The following is an 18,575-nucleotide window of genomic DNA, read 5'->3' on the forward strand; positions in this document are numbered from 1 at the left end:
TTACTATACGTTCAGATGAAAGCACTCTCAATGTGACGAATTTTCGTATTTGTTGAAATTTTTGCTCAAAATAAAAACTCCACCAAGTCATGAAGTGGAGAATTCCTATTATGCCTATAGCGGAAGGCTCTCAATCCCGAGCCGTTTACGAAACTCTGTAGGAGTTTCCCCTGTATACTTGCGAAATAGTTGGCTGAAATATCGCGGATCCTGGTAACCGACTTGTACGGAGACCTCATAAATTTTAAGACGGGGATTCGTCAGAAGCTCCTTTGCTTGTTGTACTCGAATCAAAGTCACATATTCGAGAAAGCTGGTTCCAACCTGCTTTTTAAACAGTCTACTGAAGTAGCTTTCACTCATATGATAGCGCTCTGCGATACCTTGCAGAGATATATCTTCAGCGTAATGCTTTTGGATAAACTGCTCGATCTCTTCAAACCCGCTCTTCTTTTGAGGATCGGATTGCTCCGTACATTGCCGGTTCCACTCAAATAACGTTTCGTTTAAGCGAATCAGCCATTGTTCAAGCGAGTCATCTACTCGTTCAGCTGATGTTAGGAGTAACCCGCTATCGACGACGATGTTATGCAATTCGTTATCTCTCAGCAGGAGGGAATTTAAGGTTACGATAAATTCGAAAAAGCTTCTTCTTGCCGTAAGTCCATCTGCATGGAGGTGTATGAGATGCGAATACCACAACCGAGTGTGGACTTCGATGGATGACGGACTTCCCCATTTGACCAATTCGATCAATTCCTTCAGCGTGGTGTGATTTACACTTACCGTTTCTTGCTGCCGTTCGATATCTTCAAACCAAATCATTTTCTCGCCACCTAAAAAGACAGTTTGATACAAGGCACGCATGGCTTGAATATAGGCAGCCGGAATCAAATCGATCGTTGTAAACGAATGGCTGACCGTTAGAACGCATCTATGCGCAAAGGAAGCTAATAACAACATTAGGTTATCAAATAAGACGGCCAGTTCGTCTCGTTCAACTTGACGATTGACCAGAAGCGCATAACGCGTCTCGTTTATTCGTACCAAAGTAAGGGTGGACAGCTCTTTGATCCGTTCCTTGATCTGATCCCGAAGCTGTCTGCTATCCGTCCCCATATCTTTAAGACCTTCCATTTGCAGCAATAAAACGCGATATGGAGGGATAACAACTCCGTCTTCTTTGTTTTCTATCCCTGTGCCAAACTCTACAAACCATTCTTTTTCAAGCGTTCCCGCATAATCCAGCATAAGATCATAGAGAACCTTTTCTTCAATCAGCGGCTGCTCCCATCCATACTTAAGCTTCAATCGTTCCTGGTGTGATTGCAATCGGCGTTCCTCATCAAGCTTTGATGTAATACGGCCAATAACTTGGATGAGCTCGTCCGGGTTGGTAGGCTTAAGCACAAAATCAGCAGCCCCCAGCTTAACTGCCTTCTGGGCATATATAAAATCATCAAAACCTGTCAGAAATACAATTTTCACTTGTGGCAGCATCTCCGCCACTTTCTCAGCAAGCTGAATACCGTCCATCGCAGGCATCCGAATATCCGTCAGCAGGATGTCAGGCGGGTTAGCAATAACTCCTTCTAAACCTGCTTGTCCATCCCTTGCTTCGCCAATCACGGAACAGCGCATTTCTTCCCAAGGAATTGTCAATTTCAGCCCCTGCAAGACGAGCCACTCATCCTCCACTATGAATAGTTTATACACGATGATCCTCTCCTGAGCGCATAATGGGAATTTCGATAAGAATAGTCGTTCCTTGCATGATCTCACTCTCGATTTCAAAGCGATAGTTTGAGCCGAAGTATAGCTGAAGCCGTTTGATCGAGTTTTCCAGTCCTATACCTGTATTCTGCTCACTATCCGAAACGTATTTGCCGTTAAGAATACGTTCCACCATTTCTGATGACATACCTACACCGTTGTCTCGGATTTCGAAGCGTACACATTCCCGGCTCCGCCATCCCCTAATGGAAAGCAGCCCTTTTCCCGGTTTGATCTCTAATCCATGCGTGATGGCATTTTCCACGATCGGTTGAATCAACAGTTTGAGCGTATATAAGGACTCGATTTCTTCATCGATATGAATCTCGACTTCCAACTTGTCCCCATAGCGCATCTGTTGAATGATTAGAAAATTGCGGATTTGATGCATATCTTCCTTCACTTGGATGAAGGGTTGACCTTTGCGGATACTAAACCGCAGAAGCTCTCCAAGCGAAATAACCGTTTGACTAATATCCGTCATTTTATGAATTCGTGCCATCCAATTGATCGAATCTAGAGCATTATAGAGAAAATGAGGGTTGAATTGAGCATGAATCGCCTTGATCTCTGCTTCCTTCAACATCAATTGCTTCTTGTAGACCTCATCGATCAACTGCTTGATCCGCTGTACCATTTTATTAAAACTGAGACCTAATTGCCCGACCTCATCCCTATATTTGGAAGAAAATGCAACGTCCATGTTGCCGTTTTCCACCAGATACATCAATGATTTCAGCTTCCGCAGCGGATTCGTAATCGTCACCGATAACACATAGGCAACCCAGCAAGACACAACACCGAACAAGATCATAATAAATAACATCAAATTTCGGATGCTGATGCTTTCCTTTGTCAAAACGGCAACTGGCACAATACTAACCAGCTTGAATCCCGTAATCTCAGAAGTATCGTAAATGACCATAACAGGGGCAGAACCTTTGCTGGGTGGTTCGAAAAATCCTTTGTTACCTGATAATACTTTATCTAAATAAGGTTCGTTTAACTTCGTGCCCACGATATGCTTGGAAGGCGTACTCGAAATGACATACCCATTGCGATCCAACAGCAGCATTTGTCCGCCAGGCTGTAAATGGGCCTTATTATACTTGTCAGCCAAAGCGTTCTCCATAATATCCACGATCATGAAACCGAGCGGTTTGTTCGTATCAATCTTCTTCAGCAGCCTGCCGCTGCTTAACACAATACCAAAATCCTCTGTCTTCTTCATGCTGTAATGCGTATCCCATATGATATTGCCGCCTGCCAGCCGCATTTTACGAAACAATCCCCAATTCAGGTTATAATCGTCGTACTGACTAGGAAGAAGGTTGCCTGTAAAATAACGATCCCCGTTCTCCCCAAGCAGGTAGATGGCGATATTCCAGTTTTTGAAACCCAGGAAGGTATCGAGAATATCATTGACCCTCTTCTCATCCTGCTGCTTCTCCGCTAATGTTCTGCCCTGATCTTTAGACAGTATATCTTGTATTTCTCTATTACTATAAATGTACATGGTCAACTGTTCGATATCTTTAACGAAATAATTCAAGCTGTAATTCACTTGAGACAAGCTTTCAAGAATCGTCTTGCTCACTTGCGTTTGTACGACCTGTGACGATTTGTAATAGGAGAAAGTTCCCAGAATGGATAAGGGGATTATAGCCAACGGAAGGAATAGGATAATGAGCTTTTTCTGAAGGCTTGTTCCAAGTAAATAGTTCTGTAGTCGATTTCGCAAATTGGACATAACCTTACTCCCTCCGTTTATTTCAATCGTCATTATCTTTATCTAATGAATTCTCTTCAATGACAAGAGTACAGGACAATAGTATGAACTTCAACCCCTACATGAAAAACGGAACGACTGGAAACTCACCAAAATAATTGACCTTTTCTACAAATACGCTTATACTTCTACTCAATATACATACTTGATCGTGCCTATGATGAGATTCCAACTCGGAGGCGTTTTCGCCAAGAACAACCCTTTGCGCTCAGCAAAGTCAGTCATTCTAAGTTAACCGGCACCGCCCGTTACCGCGGAACCAAGTGGAGAAGCATTCACCAGAATGTTTCTTAAATTGGGTGGCACCGCGAGCAAACGCTCCTCGTCCCAATCGGATGAGGGCGTTTTTTGTGTTATTTTCGGGGCCCCCGCAATGTAATGTCTAAACCTCTTTCGATGTAATTCTAGGATGAATGACCGCTTTTATTGGAAGGTTTAGACGCCGATCGAGCCTCGCTCGAAGCGGAAGGAATATGCTTCGAAGGGTACACATCACTTTGTGGGGTAATTGTGTTATTTTTACTACATTCATACGGGAGGTAATTAGAAATGACGAAACGACGGTACAATTTTAACCCAGGACCCGCTGCACTGCCTTTGGAGGTACTTGAAGAGGCACAAGAGCAATTTGTGGACTATCAAGGGACAGGTATTTCACTGCTTGAAATGTCTCACCGAAGCCAAACGGTTGAAGATCTGAATCAGGAAACCCAACAACTTCTTCTGAAACTACTTGGCCTGCCTAGCGGGTATGAGGTGCTTTTTATGGGTGGAGGGGCGAGCACACAGTTCGCTCTCCTTCCGTTAAACTTTTTAAACACGAATCAGACGGCCAACTATGCATTGACGGGGAGCTTTTCGGAAAAAGCTTATAAAGAAGCTTCTTTTGTTGGCCACTCACATGTCGCAGCAAGCTCCAAAGACCAGCATTGGCGTAGTATTCCTGAGATATCTGCAGCCCAATTAGCACCGGATTCGGCATACATTCACATCACCATGAACAATACGATTGAAGGTTCCCGTTACAATGGCATTCCGGAAGTGGGCAGCACGCCTCTAGTTGCCGATTTAACGAGTGAAATCCTAAGCAGAAAGCTGGATCTAGAGAGGTTTTCGATGATGTATGCCGGCGCCCAGAAAAATCTAGGACCAGCAGGCGTTACAGTTGCCATCATCCGCGAAGACTGGCTGGAGAAAGCTTCCAAGAAGATCCCTGAGATCATGCGCTATGAAACATTCGCCAAAAACAAGTCATTGTTCAATACGCCGCCTGTTCACGCCATTTACATGATGAATTTAGTGCTAAAATGGGCAGTGAACAAAGGCGGCGTAGAGCAATTAGAACAACTTAATCGCATAAAGTCTGGCCTAATTTATGATGTTATTGATCATAGCGGCGGATTTTACAAGGGAGTCATCGAAGTTAGCGATCGCTCGCATATGAATATCACTTGGCGGATGGCCAATGAAGAAATCGAGCATCAGTTTATCAAAGAATCAGAAGCTAATGGCTTTGAAGGTTTGGCCGGTCATCGAAGTGTAGGGGGGCTGCGCGCTTCGGCATACAATGCAGTTCCATTAGAAGCCTGTCAGGATCTAGCCGATTTCATGGTAGATTTTGCACGAAGAAATGGTTAAATGATAAAGAAATGAGGAAGTTCAATGGAAAACGCACTCGCTAAGAAGCTACGTTTAGGAAGTTGTAAACGAGCACTCATCATGAACGCGCCAGAGGGTTATCTCGATATGCTGAGTCCCCTCCCTGAAGGCGTTCTGCTGACGGACCGATTAGAAGGCACTGAGGCTTATGACTTTGTCCAGGTATTCGTCCACACGCTTACTGAGGTCCAGCAGCTAGCTCCCAAAGCCATTGAGGCCGTAACACCTGAGGGCATGTTATGGATTAACTATCCCAAAGGAACCTCTAAAATAAAAACGGACATTAATCGAGACTCTAGCTGGCAAACGGTCACCGATTTGCATTTTGAAGGCGTTAGTTTGGTGTCCATTGACGAGACGTGGTCAGCTATGCGGTTTCGCCCTATCGGCCTCGTGAAGACGCCGCGCAGCGAACGATTAGCTAACCGGGCTAATGCTAATACGGAATCTGCTCCCAGTGAGAAGGTCGTTATTGTACCCGATGATCTCGCAGAAGCCTTTCGCGTGAATCCTTCGGCAGCTGATTTCTTTGCAACGCTTTCCTACAGCAACCGCAAGGAATATGCGCAGTGGATTACGGAAGCCAAACGTGAGGAAACACGCAGCGCGCGAGTCATCAAGACGGTAGAGAAGCTTCTGCAGGGTATCAAAAATCCTAGATTCAAAGAATAAAAAAAAGAGTCCCGTAGAGCGGCTAATGCCAAACTCTCGGGACTTTTTATCTAAAGGTAGGGAAACTAAAGGAATAAAGCTAATTATTTACCAAGTTGGTGAATCGGATGACCAAGCGCACCTTCCGCGGCATCCATGATCATTTCTGTCAATGTTGGATGCGCATGAATCGTAAGTGCGATGTCCTCCAAGTTAGCGCCCATCTCAACGGCAAGAGCAAGCTCACCGATCAAGTTAGATGCTTCCGGACCAACGATTTGACCACCAAGCAGTTGGCCTGTTTCTTTGTCGCCGACCAGCTTCACGAAGCCTTGACCTGCGTTCAAAGAGTTAGCGCGACCGTTAGCAGCATAAGGGAATTTACCAATTGTAACATTGATGCCTTGTGCTTTGGCTTCTGTTTCACTTAGACCTACGCCAGCAATTTCCGGATCCGAGAAAACAACAGCAGGCATTGCTTTGTAATCTACGATGCTGGAGTGACCTGCAATCGCCTCAGCAGCCACTTTAGCTTCATAGGAAGCTTTGTGTGCCAATGAAAGACCAGGTACAACATCACCAATCGCGAAGATATGCGGAATGCTCGTTCTGCCTTGGTTATCCACTTCAATCAAACCTCGGTCCGTCATTTTCAAGTTGATGAGATCAAGACCAAGCTCGCCATCTGTATTCGGGCGACGACCGACGGTGACTAATACGTAATCGGCCGTTACTTGCTTCTCTTCGCCTTTTACAGTGAACGTGACAGTAACGTCGTTTTCCGTCTTCGTGCAGGATTGTGCCAAAGCTTCAGTATGAACCTCTACGCCAACTTTATCCAGACTGCGTGCAACAAGCTTCGTAAATTCTTTCTCGAAGCCTGGAAGCACATGATCGGAGCCTTCAAGCACGGTTACTTTTGTACCGAACTTCGCATACGTTTGACCTAGCTCGATTCCGATGTAGCCGCCGCCGATAACGACCATGCTTTTTGGAATTTCAGGCAAGTTCAACGCTTCCGTGGAAGAAATGATTCTTCCGCCGTAAGGGAATGCTTTCAGCTCGATCGGACGGGATCCCGTCGCGATAATGCAGTGCTTGAAGCGGTAGCGAGGAGCTTCTGCATCATTGAATACACGTGCCTCATGCTCATTGATGAACATCACTTCGCCTTGGAACGTTTGAATCTTGTTACCTTTGAGCAGCGCGCCAACGCCGCCCGTTTGTTTTGCAACAATGCTGTTTTTCCATGCTTGTACCTTTGCAAAGTCTACTTTCACATTCTCAACAGAGATACCCATGCTGTCAGCGTGCTGTGCATGCTCATACGTGTGGGCTGCAGAGATTAAAGCTTTGGATGGGATACAGCCGCGGTTCAAGCACACGCCGCCCCATTCCGCTTTATCAACAATTAGAACGCTTTGCCCAAGCTGAGCCGCACGGATGGCAGCTACGTAACCGCCGGGACCTGCGCCAATAACCAACAAATCAATATCTAAAGAAGCATCTCCTACTACCATGCTGTTACACCTCCAAGACGAGAAGCTCTGGATCAGCCAGAAGCTGTTTGATGTAGTTCAGGAAGCTTTGTGCTGTTGCTCCATCCACAATACGGTGGTCGAAGCTCAAGGAAAGCGCCATAACCGATGCTGCAACGATCTGCCCGTTTTTCACAACTGGTTTCTCTGTGATACGGCCTGCACCTAGGATCGCAACTTCAGGGAAGTTGATAACCGGTGTGAAGAACATACCGCCTACGGAACCAATGTTCGTAATGGAAATCGTGCCGCCTTTCATTTCGTTCGGAGCCAATTTGCCTTCGCGTCCGCGAACGGCAAGATCTTTAATCGAAGAAGCGATCGACCATATATTTTTGCGGTCTGCATCATGGATAACAGGAACGAGCAATCCGTTGTCTGTATCTGTTGCAATTCCGATGTTGTAGTACTTTTTGTAGACGATTTCTTGTTTCTCTTCGTCGATCATCGCATTCAATGCAGGGAATTGACGGCAAGCCGCAACCAATGCTTTCACGATGAAAGGCAGGTAAGTCAGCTTCACGCCTTTTTTCTCGGCGAGTGGCTTCGTGCGCTCACGCAGTGCGACAAGTGCCGATACGTCGATTTCGTCCATCAATGTCACGTGCGGAGCCGTGTACACGGATTTAACCATAGCGTTCGCGATAATTTTACGGATTCCTTTGAATGGAACCCGTTCTTCGACGCGATCGCCTACAACAACCTGCTGCGCTACCGCCGCAGGTGCCGTTTCGCCAGCTGCTACTGATGACGCAGCTGGTTCTGCTGCTTCCGGAGCTGCCGCCGCAGCTCCGTTAAAGCCAAGCACGTCCTCGCGTGTTACGCGGCCGTGCTTACCTGTAGGCGTCACCTCTGCGAGTGTGATGCCTTGCTCTCTTGCGAGCTTGCGTACGCTAGGCGTCGCAAGCACTTCGCGGCCTGCGCCAGCGCTTGGCGCGGCTACTGCAGCAGCAGCTGCCACAGGCGCTGCTGTAGGTGCCGGTGCTGCCGCCGCTGGTGCAGCTGTTGGAGCCGCCGCAGCTGCAGGCGCAGCGTGGCTGTCGGTCTTGTGATGCATGGATTCAGCAGGCAGTTCGCCTGTCACTTCAATTGTCATAACAAGCTCGCCAATATTACAAACTTGTCCTTCCTTTACGGCAACGGAGACAACTTTACCTTCAACCGGACAAGGAACTTCAACAACCGCTTTATCATTCTGTACTTCCATAAGAATCGTTTCGTCTGTTACGGTGTCACCCGCTTTAACCAACAGCTTTACGATCTCGCCTTCATGTATGCCTTCACCAAGCTCTGGGAACTTGTATTCAAACAATGCCACGTGCACAACCTCCTATTACCTTCGACTTTGATTAGAATTCGAGTACTTGATTAATGCCTGCAATGACACTTGCTGGACTAGGCAACCAAGCGTCTTCGATTTGAGCGAACGGATAGATTGTATCTGGCGGTGCAATACGCAAGACTGGAGCTTCCAGATGCAGAATCGCTTTTTCATTAATCTGTGCAATAACCTCTGCTGCTACACCGGATGTTTTTTGTGCTTCTTGTACGATAATCGCACGGTTTGTTTTCTTGATCGAAGCTACAATTGTTTCGATATCAAGAGGAATCAGTGTGCGTAAGTCGATAACTTCAACTTTCACACCTTGTGTTTTCTCGATCTCTTCCGCCGCTTTCACAGATGTGTGAACCATAGCGCCGTAAGTAATAACCGTTACATCTGAGCCCTCGCGAACAACATTTGCTTTACCAAGCTCAATGGCATATTCGCCTTCTGGTACTTCTGCGCGGAATGCACGGTATAAGTTCAGATGCTCCATGAAGAAGACAGGGTCATTATCACGAATCGCGGAAATGAGCAGTCCCTTCGCATCGTAAGGATTGGAAGGAACAACAACTTTAATACCTGGCGTTTGAACAAGCAAACCTTCGAGTGCATCTGTGTGAAGCTCAGCCGCTTTAACACCGCCGCCAAAAGGTGTACGGAATACGATTGGAGCGTTGTAACGGCCGCCGGAACGGTAACGCATACGAGCTGCTTGCACGCAAATTTGGTCCAGTGCTTCATAAATAAAACCTACGAATTGAATTTCTGCAATCGGACGAAAGCCTTGAACTCCAAGACCAACCGCAAGTCCGCCGATAGCCGATTCAGCAAGAGGCGTATCGAATACGCGCTCTTCGCCGAATTCTTTTTGTAAACCTTCCGTAGCACGGAATACGCCACCAACATGGCCAACGTCTTCGCCGAACAAAATTACATTAGGATCTCTTTCCAGTTCAACGCGCATTGCGTCTTTTATCGCTTGAATCATCGTCATTTGTGCCATGACTTCTCCGTGCCTCCTAATTGTTTTCGTGAGAAAACTTGCTTCGTAAGCTTAAGCTGAGTTTTTCGCCAGAAAAACTGGCATCGTAAGCCTGATTTATTTAAACGCTTGCTTCTGTTCTTCGAGATGTGCCGGTGTTACTTCGAACATAGAGTCAATTAGGCCTGCAACCGTCATTTTCTCTGTTTCTTCCGCTTTTTTGATATGTTCAGCAACCGTTGCTTTCGCTTCTTCTTTCACTCCAGCTTCTTCTTCTTCGCTCCAGAGACCTTTTTTAGTCAAGAACAGACGCATACGCGTAAGCGGATCCTTAGGCTCCCAGTCGCTCTCTTCATCTTTGGTCCGGTATTTTGTCGTATCATCCGCCAAGGAATGCGGACGGTAACGGTAAGTTAATGCTTCAATCAATGTAGCGCCTTCGCCTCTGCGTCCTCTTTCAGCAGCTTCGGTAACAGCTTGAACAACAGCCAATACGTCCATTCCGTCAACTTGCACGCCTTTGATACCGGCAGCAAGTGCTTTATGCGCCACAGAAAGCGCACCTGTTTGCTTCGAATAAGGAGTCGTAATTGCGTAACCATTGTTTTGTACAAAATAAATGACAGGCAACTTGAATGCTCCTGCAAAGTTCATGCCTTCGTAGAAATCGCCCTCGGAGCTTCCTCCGTCGCCTGTGTACGTAATCGCAACACGCGGTTGGTTACGTTTCTTGAATGCCATAGCTACACCGGTAGCATGCAAAATTTGAGCTCCGATGATGATTTGCGGCATAAGTACGTGTACATCCTGCGGAATTTGTCCGCCATGCTGATGACCACGAGAATACAAAAATGCTTGATAAAGCGGAAGTCCGTGCCAAACGAGCTGCGGCATATCGCGGTAACCCGGGCAAATGAAATCGTCTTTATTTAATGCAAATTCACTACCGATCATCGAAGCTTCTTGTCCGGATACCGGAGCATAGAAACCAAGACGTCCTTGGCGACCAAGATTAACTGCTCTTTCGTCCCATACGCGGGTGAATACCATTCTTCTCATTAATTCTTTCAATTGGTCGTCACTAAGTTTAGGCATTTTGTCGGAATTAACAATGGTGCCATCTGGAGCTAGAACCTGTAAAGGCTCAACCTTCTCTGTGGTCACTTCATAATTCGCTTGGCTGACAAGTGGCTTACTCATACCATTTCACCTCTTATATGATTTTGATGCCTGCTAGCTTCACTTCTGTTATAGTATTATTATAAACCTGTTTTTGTGAATTGTACACCAGCATCCCTGTGGTATATGACCTTTTTTCAACGGAGTGAATAGTACAGTTCCCGAAAATGTATAATACAGTTAACACAAAATTTACAACTGCTATAATACACCTTACCCTCTAAATGACAAGCTTACACTCGCTACACCAAATTAGGTTTAAGAGAAAGTTAAAGGAGCACAACCATGTCGGATGACTCTCGCTTTTATAAAAGAACGATTGTGAAAGATGAACTCACCTCTGTCCTTCTCGGAGAAAATCGCTCCCTGCGCATATATCTCCCTCCCGGATACAACGAACTGCTCTCCTATCCGGTCATTTATTGCCAAGATGGTGAGCAATTCTTTAATTTCGGCCGAATTGCGACTACGATCACACGCTGTATTCTAGATGAAGGCTTAGAACCCGCCATTGTTGTCGGTGTGGATGTGAATAATCGTAACCGCACTTCGGAATATGCGCCTGAGGGTGAACGCCATGATGCGTACTGCCGTTTTTTTGCAGAGGAACTCCTCCCTTATGTAGAAAGCCGATATCCGATTCGATCCGAACGGAACGAACGCATTGTGGCGGGTGATTCCCTTGGGGGGACCGTGTCCTTGCATCTCGCCTTAGATTATCCTAGCCTTTTTTGCCGTGTTATATCCTTATCGGGCGCATTTTTCGACATTACCAGAGAACGTATCAAAGCAGAGGACGACTTATCGTGGCTGGAGCTGTATATGTTAATTGGCTTGGATGAGACAGATGTAAAAACGGAACGAGGAACTTTTGATTTCGTAAGAGAAAACCGTCTAGCCAAAGCTGAGATGGAAAATAAAAATGTTACCCTTCACTATATCGAGAAGCCTGGGAAACATTTATGGGGATTTTGGCAAGGAGAGTTGGACGCGGCCCTGCATTATTTTCTAGCATGATAACGTTAAAAAAGCGGTCCACTTTCCGTCTCCTGACGCAAATTGGGCCGCATTTATTTATACTTTAATCGCATAACGCTGCTTCAAAAGCTCCATCATACCCTGTATCTCATCTTCACTCGGATAGCCTGAGATATCCCTAGGACTCTGTACTTTCACTCCTTTTGCGGCCATCACCTGTACCAAATTGTCTGTGAAACGCGTTGCACTTAACTCTATATGTAAGCATTCCGATAAACTCGCCATACTCCCTGGCGCCACTGCCGGATAGTCATTTGGTGATGCTGAGCCCGCCGCGCGCTCGTAAAAGCTTCTGGCCAAAGATGCTTTTGCTTCACCCAAACCTTCCACGATAATGAATGCTTGAACCGATAAGGCATGCTGTTGTCTGCGCTGTGCAATGCCGCAAAACTTACGTCCACCAACACTTAGATCGAATTCCCCCGGACAAAATGAACCCATCACTTCCCCCTGATCGATACGATTGGTTATTGTGCTCATGACATCTCTTATCAAAGCTACCATTAAATCGAAATCCTTGCGATGCTCCATGTCACCCGCACTTTTCGGTAACAACAGGGATACATTCACGACACCCAAATCGAGAGGCACTGCTGCACCTCCAGAGTTTCTTACAGCCGTATCAAAGCCTTGACTTAGCAGCCAATCGTTAGCTTCGGCTGCTTTCGGGAGGCGACTATCTCTCAGTCCCATCACAAAGGCTCGTGGATGCCTCCATATGTGCAGAATCGGCGGTGCTGTTTTACCTATTGCTCGACATAAAAGTTCTTCCAGAGCAAAAGCATATAAAATCGGTTGCCCTGCAGTTTCACCGGATCGATCATGAATGACCATTGAAGAGGGTAGTTCTAAAGTCGTCATTTGCTTAATCTCCTGAGCCTACGATTTGTATCCATGTACAGAATTGTAAGCGATATAAACCTTTGCTGCAATAAAGAGCATGTACAGGAAGAGCAACATTTTGCCTGAAAAATGGATAAACAGCAAGTTTCCGTCAAAACTTGTCAAAAAACATCAAAAATTTGGAAAAGAAATCAAAGGAATTTCAAGTTTTCTGTCGAAAATAAAAATAAACCCAAAATTTTCAATTAAGTAGGCGAGATCCTTGAATGTAATTGACGACTTACTTCTCAATATACTAGCTTTGACACTCCCCATCTTGCTTTGCCACATTTTAGTGTTGGATCGACCCGATCCCTTCCGCTTTAATGTTTCAAATCAAGCATTTATTGGGCTCATTTGTTCACTAGCAGCCATATTCAGCATGTCTCATCCCTTTTTCACAACAACAGGCAACAATTTTGATCTGCGCACAATCCCTGTACTGATTGCTTTCCTTTATGGCGGCATACGTTCAGGACTTATAGTCTTCGCAATTATTCTAGCCTACAGCTACTATGTCGACGGTTCTGATTTTTTATGGATTGTTACGTTGTCCGCTCTGCTTGTACCCTTCATCTTAGCTTTCATTGCACTTAGCAATTGGAAGCATCTAACCCCCAAAGTGATGTTTCCAAGTCTTCTAGCTTTTATTAGCGCTCTAGCAACCTTCTGTATGACGATGCTTTATCGCATAGATTCGAATGTACCCGTGGATAAAAGCTTTCTACTATATGGCTTAATGTTCTGTATGGTTCAAATGCTGACGATGTGGATGTTAACCTATTTAATTGTTCGTATCAGTGAAAATGTAGCGATGCGTCAAGAAGTCCAGCGTTCCGAAAAGCTGAATGTGTTAAGCGAATTAGCTGCTTCTGTCGCTCATGAAATTCGCAACCCAATGACAGTTGCCCGCGGCTTTATGCAAATACTTAGCCAGTCTGAAGTGACAGAAGAGAAGAAACGCATCTATACGACCATGGTTATTGAAGAAATCGACCGAGCACAAAGCATTATCACGGATTACTTATCCTTCGCTAAACCGCAAGCCGAGAAGCTTGAAGAGGTGGATGTGTCCACCTTATCTCTCAAATTAAGCAATCTCATAAATCCTTACGCGTCAATGCGCGGTGTAGAAATTCTTATCGATATGGAGTCTTCTCTTGTGGTAAATGCCAACAGCGAGAAAATGATTCAATGCTTAGTTAATTTAACGAAAAACGGCATCGAGGCTATGCCCAGCGGAGGTACTCTGCAAATAACAGGCTTCAAGAAAAGCGGTAAGGTTATTTTACAAATTAAAGATAACGGTGTTGGCATGACTCCAGAGCAGGTGAACCGTCTCGGAACACCCTTTTACTCCACGAAAAATAAAGGAACCGGTCTTGGCATGATGGTCTCCTATAGAATCATCAAAACATTTGGCGGACTCATTGAAGTAACAAGCCAGCCCGACCAGGGAACCTGCTTCACGATTTCATTACCTGCTGTCTGAATCACTTGCTAAAATATCCATAATCCCTTTGAACAACGGAATGGACTTATTGCTCTCAGTTGGATCCATGTTCTTAATAACAACGGAAACGGCATATTTCGGTGAATCAACAGGTCCATAACCAATAAACCACTGATTCACCTTTTCTTGCTTACCGATCTCGATTTGTGCGGTACCGGATTTCCCAGCCAGCTTCCACTTGGCATCCTTTAAGCCTTGTCCTGTTCCTTCGGTTACCACTTCTCTCATCCAGTTTACTAATGTACGACTGGTTGCCGCTGAAACCCGCCCCGCCTCAGAATCTAATAATTGAACTGGAAATTTCTCCATCACACGATCCGTCTGATATCGAATTTCTTGTACTACTCTTGGTGAATAGCCCTTTCCACCATGCAGCAAGGTAACGACCATATTAGACGCCTGCAAAGGGGTCATCCTGACATCTCTTTGGCCAATGGCCGTTTGCATAAGCACTCCCTCATCGTTATGCGGGGTATGGGCTCCAAATAGCTGTCCTTGCTCCTCCGTATCCAATTGATGGAGGATTGGCTCGCTATCCGTCTTCCCCGTCCAGCCCACTTCATTCAATACACCAAGCTTATGTGCATAGCTTTCCAACTCAGCAGGCGTCAACCGCTGCATCACTCTGGCAAAGACAATATTGCAGGATTGCGCATAGCCCTGCTCTAAAGTTAAAGGCCCATGTCCATCTCTTCTCCAGCACGTAAAGCCATATTTCCCAAGAGCGCCTTCACAATTGAAAGTTTCTTTGGGATCAACGATCCCTTTATCCAATGCGGCTGCGGCTACAACTGTTTTGAAAATCGAGCCAGGCGCTGTCGCCTTGAGCGCATAATTGCTCCAGTTATTGCTAGCCAGATCGACTTCTGTCTGATCAAAGTTAGGTCTGCTCGCCATCGCGACGATGTCGCCTTGTGCCACTTCCTGAACAACAGCTGCACCTTCACGAATATTTAGCTTATCCATTAGGTTTTCAATTCGTTGCTGCACGCTTAAATCCAGTGTTGTCACTAATTTGACTGGATAGAAGGTATTTTCAGGTGCAATCATTCGGGCATCTAGGCCAGCTAGCGGTCTTTTTCCTGCGTCTGTAAAATAAGAGATTGATGTCTCACCAATACCTCGAAGCCACAAATCGAACGTTTTCTCCAGTCCTGCACCTCCGATTTTCGAGGTTAGCGCAACCTTTCCTTTCTCCAGATCATCACCGTAGATACTCATCACTCTATCCGGATTTTGCCCAATAAACCCGATCAATTGGCGCGCTGTCATGCCTGACGGATAGCGATCCTCCATCTTCACGACTTTCAAAAAGGGCAAGCCGAGGGCATTAATTTGCTCCTCCTGTTGATCGCTTAACATGACCGGTTTCCCACCTTCAGCCGTACGCCACACTTGCGGTTCTTTCAAATCACGAGAGAAAGCAAGCCACCCAGCCGTATTCGTCCGCAAAATGCTAGCGAGCTGGTTTATTTGCTGAGGATTACCTTGGTAGTAGCTATTAATAGGAAACGCCACTAGGGCTTTAATGATTTTCCCCGTCATCGGCTTTAAATCACGGTCTAAGATTTCTCCACGGCCGCTTTCCAGGACAAGGGCCCGCTGCCTTTGTACGACCGAGTTTTTGACCAAATTAACCCCTCGTGAGGAGTAACTTTCCGTTGTGGCAATTTGTATCCAAAAAAGCTTGCCAACGATCCCTATAAACAAGAGTAAGATCGTGAGCAGAACAAGAAAGATTCGACGTTTCTCTAAAGACGATAATGGTTTAATCCCCATGCTCCTGACTCCTTCTATTTAACAATAACTGCTGTTGCTTTCAGTATCGTCATTCCTGATCATGGTCAAACTGCCCGCTCCACGTTAAAGCTCCATAAAACAAAAAAATCCACCCTCCTAAATGGAGAGTGGACTACGTATTCTATGATACTTATACTTCGAATTTGGATAAAGTGTCGTTAAGCGATTTGGACAGCTGATCCAGTTTGTCCGATAGTTTAACTAGACCGTCGCTGATACTAAGCTGTTCTGAGCTCAAAGAAGCAACTTCTTCCGATGTAGCTAGTGATTCCTCTGCTACCGCGCTGACATTCGTCATGGCATCGGAAAGTACAACTTGTGATTGCTCCAATGTGGAGATCGAATCGCTTACCGTACTTAGCTGTGTAATGAACCCACCCATGTGGTTCGTTACTTGTTTGAAGATGGTGTCAGCTTCTTTAACAGCTAATATTTGTTCTTGGAAAATTGGTGTTGCCGTCGAAAGCACTTTCACAGTCTCATCGATTTCTTTCGTAATGGTTTCTGTAATTTGACCTACGACATCAATAGATTGTCTGGATTGATCCGCTAGTTTTCGAATCTCATCTGCAACCACCATGAAGCCTTTACCAGCTGCACCGGCGCGTGCGGCCTCAATTGTCGCATTCAAAGACAAAATATTCGTTTGCTTCGTCATATTATTCAGAACATCCAGGATCTTACGGATGGAACGGGTACTGTCTTTCAAATTATCGACTTTATCAACCATCGAGCGGATCATTTCTTCCGTCAGGTTCGTTTTCGAAATAAGTTCAGTCATATACTTCGTTCCTTGCTCACTGGAGCTTTGAACATCCGCAGCAGCTGTTCCCATCTCGAGGTTGGCTTCGATGACCTGCTTCATTTGCTCGCCAATATGATAAGTCAACTCATTGCCTCTCTCAGACTCCGTCGCCAATCCTCCAGCACCATTGGAAATCTCATCCGTCGCCACTGCAATTTCTCTTGCAGCTGTAGCCGTTACCTTAGAGGAATTCGTTAATTCTTGTGCCGTTTCGAAAACAGCTTGGGCAGAAGTACTTGTTTGTTGAACCAAGGTTGTAATCTGCTGCATCATCACATCAAAGCTGGCACCTAGTTGTCCAATTTCATCTTGCGTTTTGTAGTTCGCACGCACGGTAAGCTTTCCTTTTGCACCTTGCTGCATCAAATTACGAAGATTAATCAAAGGACGTCCGATCATTCTAGCTACGAATAATCCGATTAGTACAGCAGCAATAGCGGCGAACAAGGCGATTAGAATCGTATAATTGAAGATTTTCTTAGCATCCTTCACCAGTGAGCTCACAGGTATATCACCAACTAGATTCCAACCTGATACGGTCGATTTATAGTAGGCAACCAAGTGATCGTCTTTTGTTGTAAAAGAACCGTGTTCTTCATCTAACTGTTCTTTCGTAAGTTTGATGTCAGAATCTTTTTCTAGTTCTGAGATTTCTTTATTAGCTATGTATTTGTTCCCTGCATTCGTAATGACAACCTTGCTATCATCACCTAATGACATTCCAGTAATCTCTTTTGTTAGAAGATCTGTATTAAGCTCAATCAGAAGAATGGCGGATGTGGAATTCGTAAGTGTATTTCTCATCACACGACCAATGGCAAATGTATTGGACGAGCTGCTGGAATACCCTTTGACTTTACTATCTAACCAAGTCACTTTTCCACCGTTCTCAACAATCTTCTTAAACCAATCATTCGTGCTTGAATTGTCGCTAAATGCAGTTCCTCCAGAACCGGTAATGACAATCAGTTTACCATCAGGTTTGTAAAGATGAAGCGTTTTAATTGCCTTGTTCGAGAAAGTCACTACATTCAATTTCTCTGTCAATTGACGAGTAACGTCAAGAGCTTCGTAAGAGGATGGATCTAAGGTAGGAATTGACCCAAGTAAATCTTGCAGTTCCTTGTTAAGCATAATTTGCAGAGATACTTCATCAAAAGTTTGATAAAGGAAATCTAATTTTTGCCCCGCCTGGGTTACGGTTTGAAGACTGGATTCAGACACTTTGTTTTTAATCACATTTTTCGATACCGAGTAAGAAATCAGACCCACAGTGATGACGAAAAAAAGAATGCTTACAAAAAACATTAAAAACAGCTTCATACCTACGGATTTTACGGGGTTTTCTACCTTGACTTGTTTCATTTCTTTAAAAGCAATCGAACCCATTTGTTTAGATTTCTTGCTTGCCACGCCTACAATACGCCCCCATGGAACATTACGAATTGCTTGAACTACTTTGTCTAAAATACTTTGAAGTTTCTCTTTCATTTTGTTCACCGCCATTAGTTTCTACTTCCTACAAATACCATACTTTTGAACTAGAATGTAAAGGGTTCACTTTACGTTTTTTAATAATTTCGACATAGTTTACCATTATCCTTCAAAATCCGATCTAAAATAATAAAAAAGAAACTTC

At 45.1% G+C, this 18,575-nt stretch carries 13 protein-coding genes; 4 read left to right on the plus strand and 9 right to left on the minus strand.

The features are described from left to right. Window positions 1–114: 114 nt before the first annotated feature. Both AC58U0_RS12335 and AC58U0_RS12340 read right to left on the minus strand, forming a co-directional pair. Window positions 115–1,716 carry a response regulator gene (locus AC58U0_RS12335; RefSeq protein ID WP_497379325.1) on the minus strand — a complete coding sequence of 534 codons (1,602 nt, stop codon included), beginning with the start codon at window positions 1,714–1,716 and terminating at the stop codon, window positions 115–117. Beyond that, the gene (locus tag AC58U0_RS12340; protein ID WP_497379326.1) at window positions 1,709–3,523 is read right to left on the minus strand and encodes a sensor histidine kinase; all 1,815 of its coding nucleotides are present in this window, start codon (window positions 3,521–3,523) and stop codon (window positions 1,709–1,711) included. Before AC58U0_RS12340 ends, AC58U0_RS12335 begins: the two co-directional genes overlap by 8 nt. Window positions 3,524–4,111: 588 nt before the next feature. Between AC58U0_RS12340 and serC the strand changes: the two genes are divergently transcribed. Both serC and AC58U0_RS12350 read left to right on the plus strand, forming a co-directional pair. Beyond that, complete coding sequence (serC, locus tag AC58U0_RS12345; protein WP_497379327.1) at window positions 4,112–5,200, plus strand: 3-phosphoserine/phosphohydroxythreonine transaminase; 1,089 nt, start codon at window positions 4,112–4,114, stop codon at window positions 5,198–5,200. A gap of 24 nt (window positions 5,201–5,224) precedes the next feature. Continuing rightward, window positions 5,225–5,893 carry a YdeI/OmpD-associated family protein gene (locus AC58U0_RS12350; protein ID WP_497379328.1) on the plus strand — a complete coding sequence of 223 codons (669 nt, stop codon included), beginning with the start codon at window positions 5,225–5,227 and terminating at the stop codon, window positions 5,891–5,893. An 83-nt stretch (window positions 5,894–5,976) separates the two neighbouring features. On the opposite strand, the gene lpdA is transcribed toward AC58U0_RS12350, so the two are convergent. From lpdA to pdhA, 4 genes are all read right to left on the minus strand, one after another. Continuing rightward, window positions 5,977–7,392, minus strand: coding sequence for a dihydrolipoyl dehydrogenase (lpdA, locus tag AC58U0_RS12355; RefSeq protein ID WP_261304889.1), 1,416 nt, complete (start codon window positions 7,390–7,392; stop codon window positions 5,977–5,979). Between the two features lie 4 nt (window positions 7,393–7,396). After that, window positions 7,397–8,728 carry a dihydrolipoamide acetyltransferase family protein gene (locus AC58U0_RS12360; RefSeq protein ID WP_497379329.1) on the minus strand — a complete coding sequence of 444 codons (1,332 nt, stop codon included), beginning with the start codon at window positions 8,726–8,728 and terminating at the stop codon, window positions 7,397–7,399. A gap of 31 nt (window positions 8,729–8,759) precedes the next feature. Continuing rightward, complete coding sequence (locus AC58U0_RS12365) at window positions 8,760–9,740, minus strand: alpha-ketoacid dehydrogenase subunit beta (RefSeq protein WP_497379330.1); 981 nt, start codon at window positions 9,738–9,740, stop codon at window positions 8,760–8,762. Between the two features lie 96 nt (window positions 9,741–9,836). Further along, complete coding sequence (gene pdhA / locus AC58U0_RS12370; RefSeq protein ID WP_497379331.1) at window positions 9,837–10,919, minus strand: pyruvate dehydrogenase (acetyl-transferring) E1 component subunit alpha; 1,083 nt, start codon at window positions 10,917–10,919, stop codon at window positions 9,837–9,839. A 264-nt stretch (window positions 10,920–11,183) separates the two neighbouring features. Here pdhA and AC58U0_RS12375 point away from each other — a divergent pair, with 264 nt between their 5' ends. Next, complete coding sequence (locus tag AC58U0_RS12375) at window positions 11,184–11,915, plus strand: alpha/beta hydrolase (RefSeq protein ID WP_497379332.1); 732 nt, start codon at window positions 11,184–11,186, stop codon at window positions 11,913–11,915. Window positions 11,916–11,972: 57 nt separating this feature from the next. On the opposite strand, the gene AC58U0_RS12380 is transcribed toward AC58U0_RS12375, so the two are convergent. After that, window positions 11,973–12,797, minus strand: coding sequence for a lipoate--protein ligase family protein (locus AC58U0_RS12380; protein WP_497379333.1), 825 nt, complete (start codon window positions 12,795–12,797; stop codon window positions 11,973–11,975). A 244-nt stretch (window positions 12,798–13,041) separates the two neighbouring features. Here AC58U0_RS12380 and AC58U0_RS12385 point away from each other — a divergent pair, with 244 nt between their 5' ends. Continuing rightward, on the plus strand, window positions 13,042–14,310 hold the full coding sequence (locus AC58U0_RS12385) for an ATP-binding protein (protein ID WP_497379334.1): 1,269 nt from the start codon (window positions 13,042–13,044) through the stop codon (window positions 14,308–14,310). Here the strand turns inward: AC58U0_RS12385 and AC58U0_RS12390 are convergent. Next, the gene (locus AC58U0_RS12390; RefSeq protein ID WP_497379335.1) at window positions 14,296–16,110 is read right to left on the minus strand and encodes a peptidoglycan D,D-transpeptidase FtsI family protein; all 1,815 of its coding nucleotides are present in this window, start codon (window positions 16,108–16,110) and stop codon (window positions 14,296–14,298) included. The two genes, AC58U0_RS12385 and AC58U0_RS12390, sit on opposite strands and share 15 nt — an antisense overlap. Window positions 16,111–16,261: 151 nt before the next feature. Continuing rightward, window positions 16,262–18,442 carry a methyl-accepting chemotaxis protein gene (locus tag AC58U0_RS12395; protein ID WP_497379336.1) on the minus strand — a complete coding sequence of 727 codons (2,181 nt, stop codon included), beginning with the start codon at window positions 18,440–18,442 and terminating at the stop codon, window positions 16,262–16,264. Between the last annotated feature and the right edge of the window lie 133 nt (window positions 18,443–18,575).

Source organism: Paenibacillus sp. J31P190 (genome assembly GCF_059692075.1).

Bases quoted from the DNA above. Each gene is read 5' to 3' on its own strand.
- AC58U0_RS12375 (WP_497379332.1), top strand. From the start codon at position 11,184: ATGTCGGATGACTCTCGCTTTTATAAAAGAACGATTGTGAAAGATGAA.
- AC58U0_RS12390 (WP_497379335.1), bottom strand. From the start codon at position 16,110: ATGGGGATTAAACCATTATCGTCTTTAGAGAAACGTCGAATCTTTCTT.
- AC58U0_RS12380 (WP_497379333.1), bottom strand. From the start codon at position 12,797: ATGACGACTTTAGAACTACCCTCTTCAATGGTCATTCATGATCGATCC.
- serC (WP_497379327.1), top strand. From the start codon at position 4,112: ATGACGAAACGACGGTACAATTTTAACCCAGGACCCGCTGCACTGCCT.
- AC58U0_RS12350 (WP_497379328.1), top strand. From the start codon at position 5,225: ATGGAAAACGCACTCGCTAAGAAGCTACGTTTAGGAAGTTGTAAACGA.
- AC58U0_RS12340 (WP_497379326.1), bottom strand. From the start codon at position 3,523: ATGTCCAATTTGCGAAATCGACTACAGAACTATTTACTTGGAACAAGC.
- lpdA (WP_261304889.1), bottom strand. From the start codon at position 7,392: ATGGTAGTAGGAGATGCTTCTTTAGATATTGATTTGTTGGTTATTGGC.
- AC58U0_RS12395 (WP_497379336.1), bottom strand. From the start codon at position 18,442: ATGGCGGTGAACAAAATGAAAGAGAAACTTCAAAGTATTTTAGACAAA.
- pdhA (WP_497379331.1), bottom strand. From the start codon at position 10,919: ATGAGTAAGCCACTTGTCAGCCAAGCGAATTATGAAGTGACCACAGAG.
- AC58U0_RS12365 (WP_497379330.1), bottom strand. From the start codon at position 9,740: ATGGCACAAATGACGATGATTCAAGCGATAAAAGACGCAATGCGCGTT.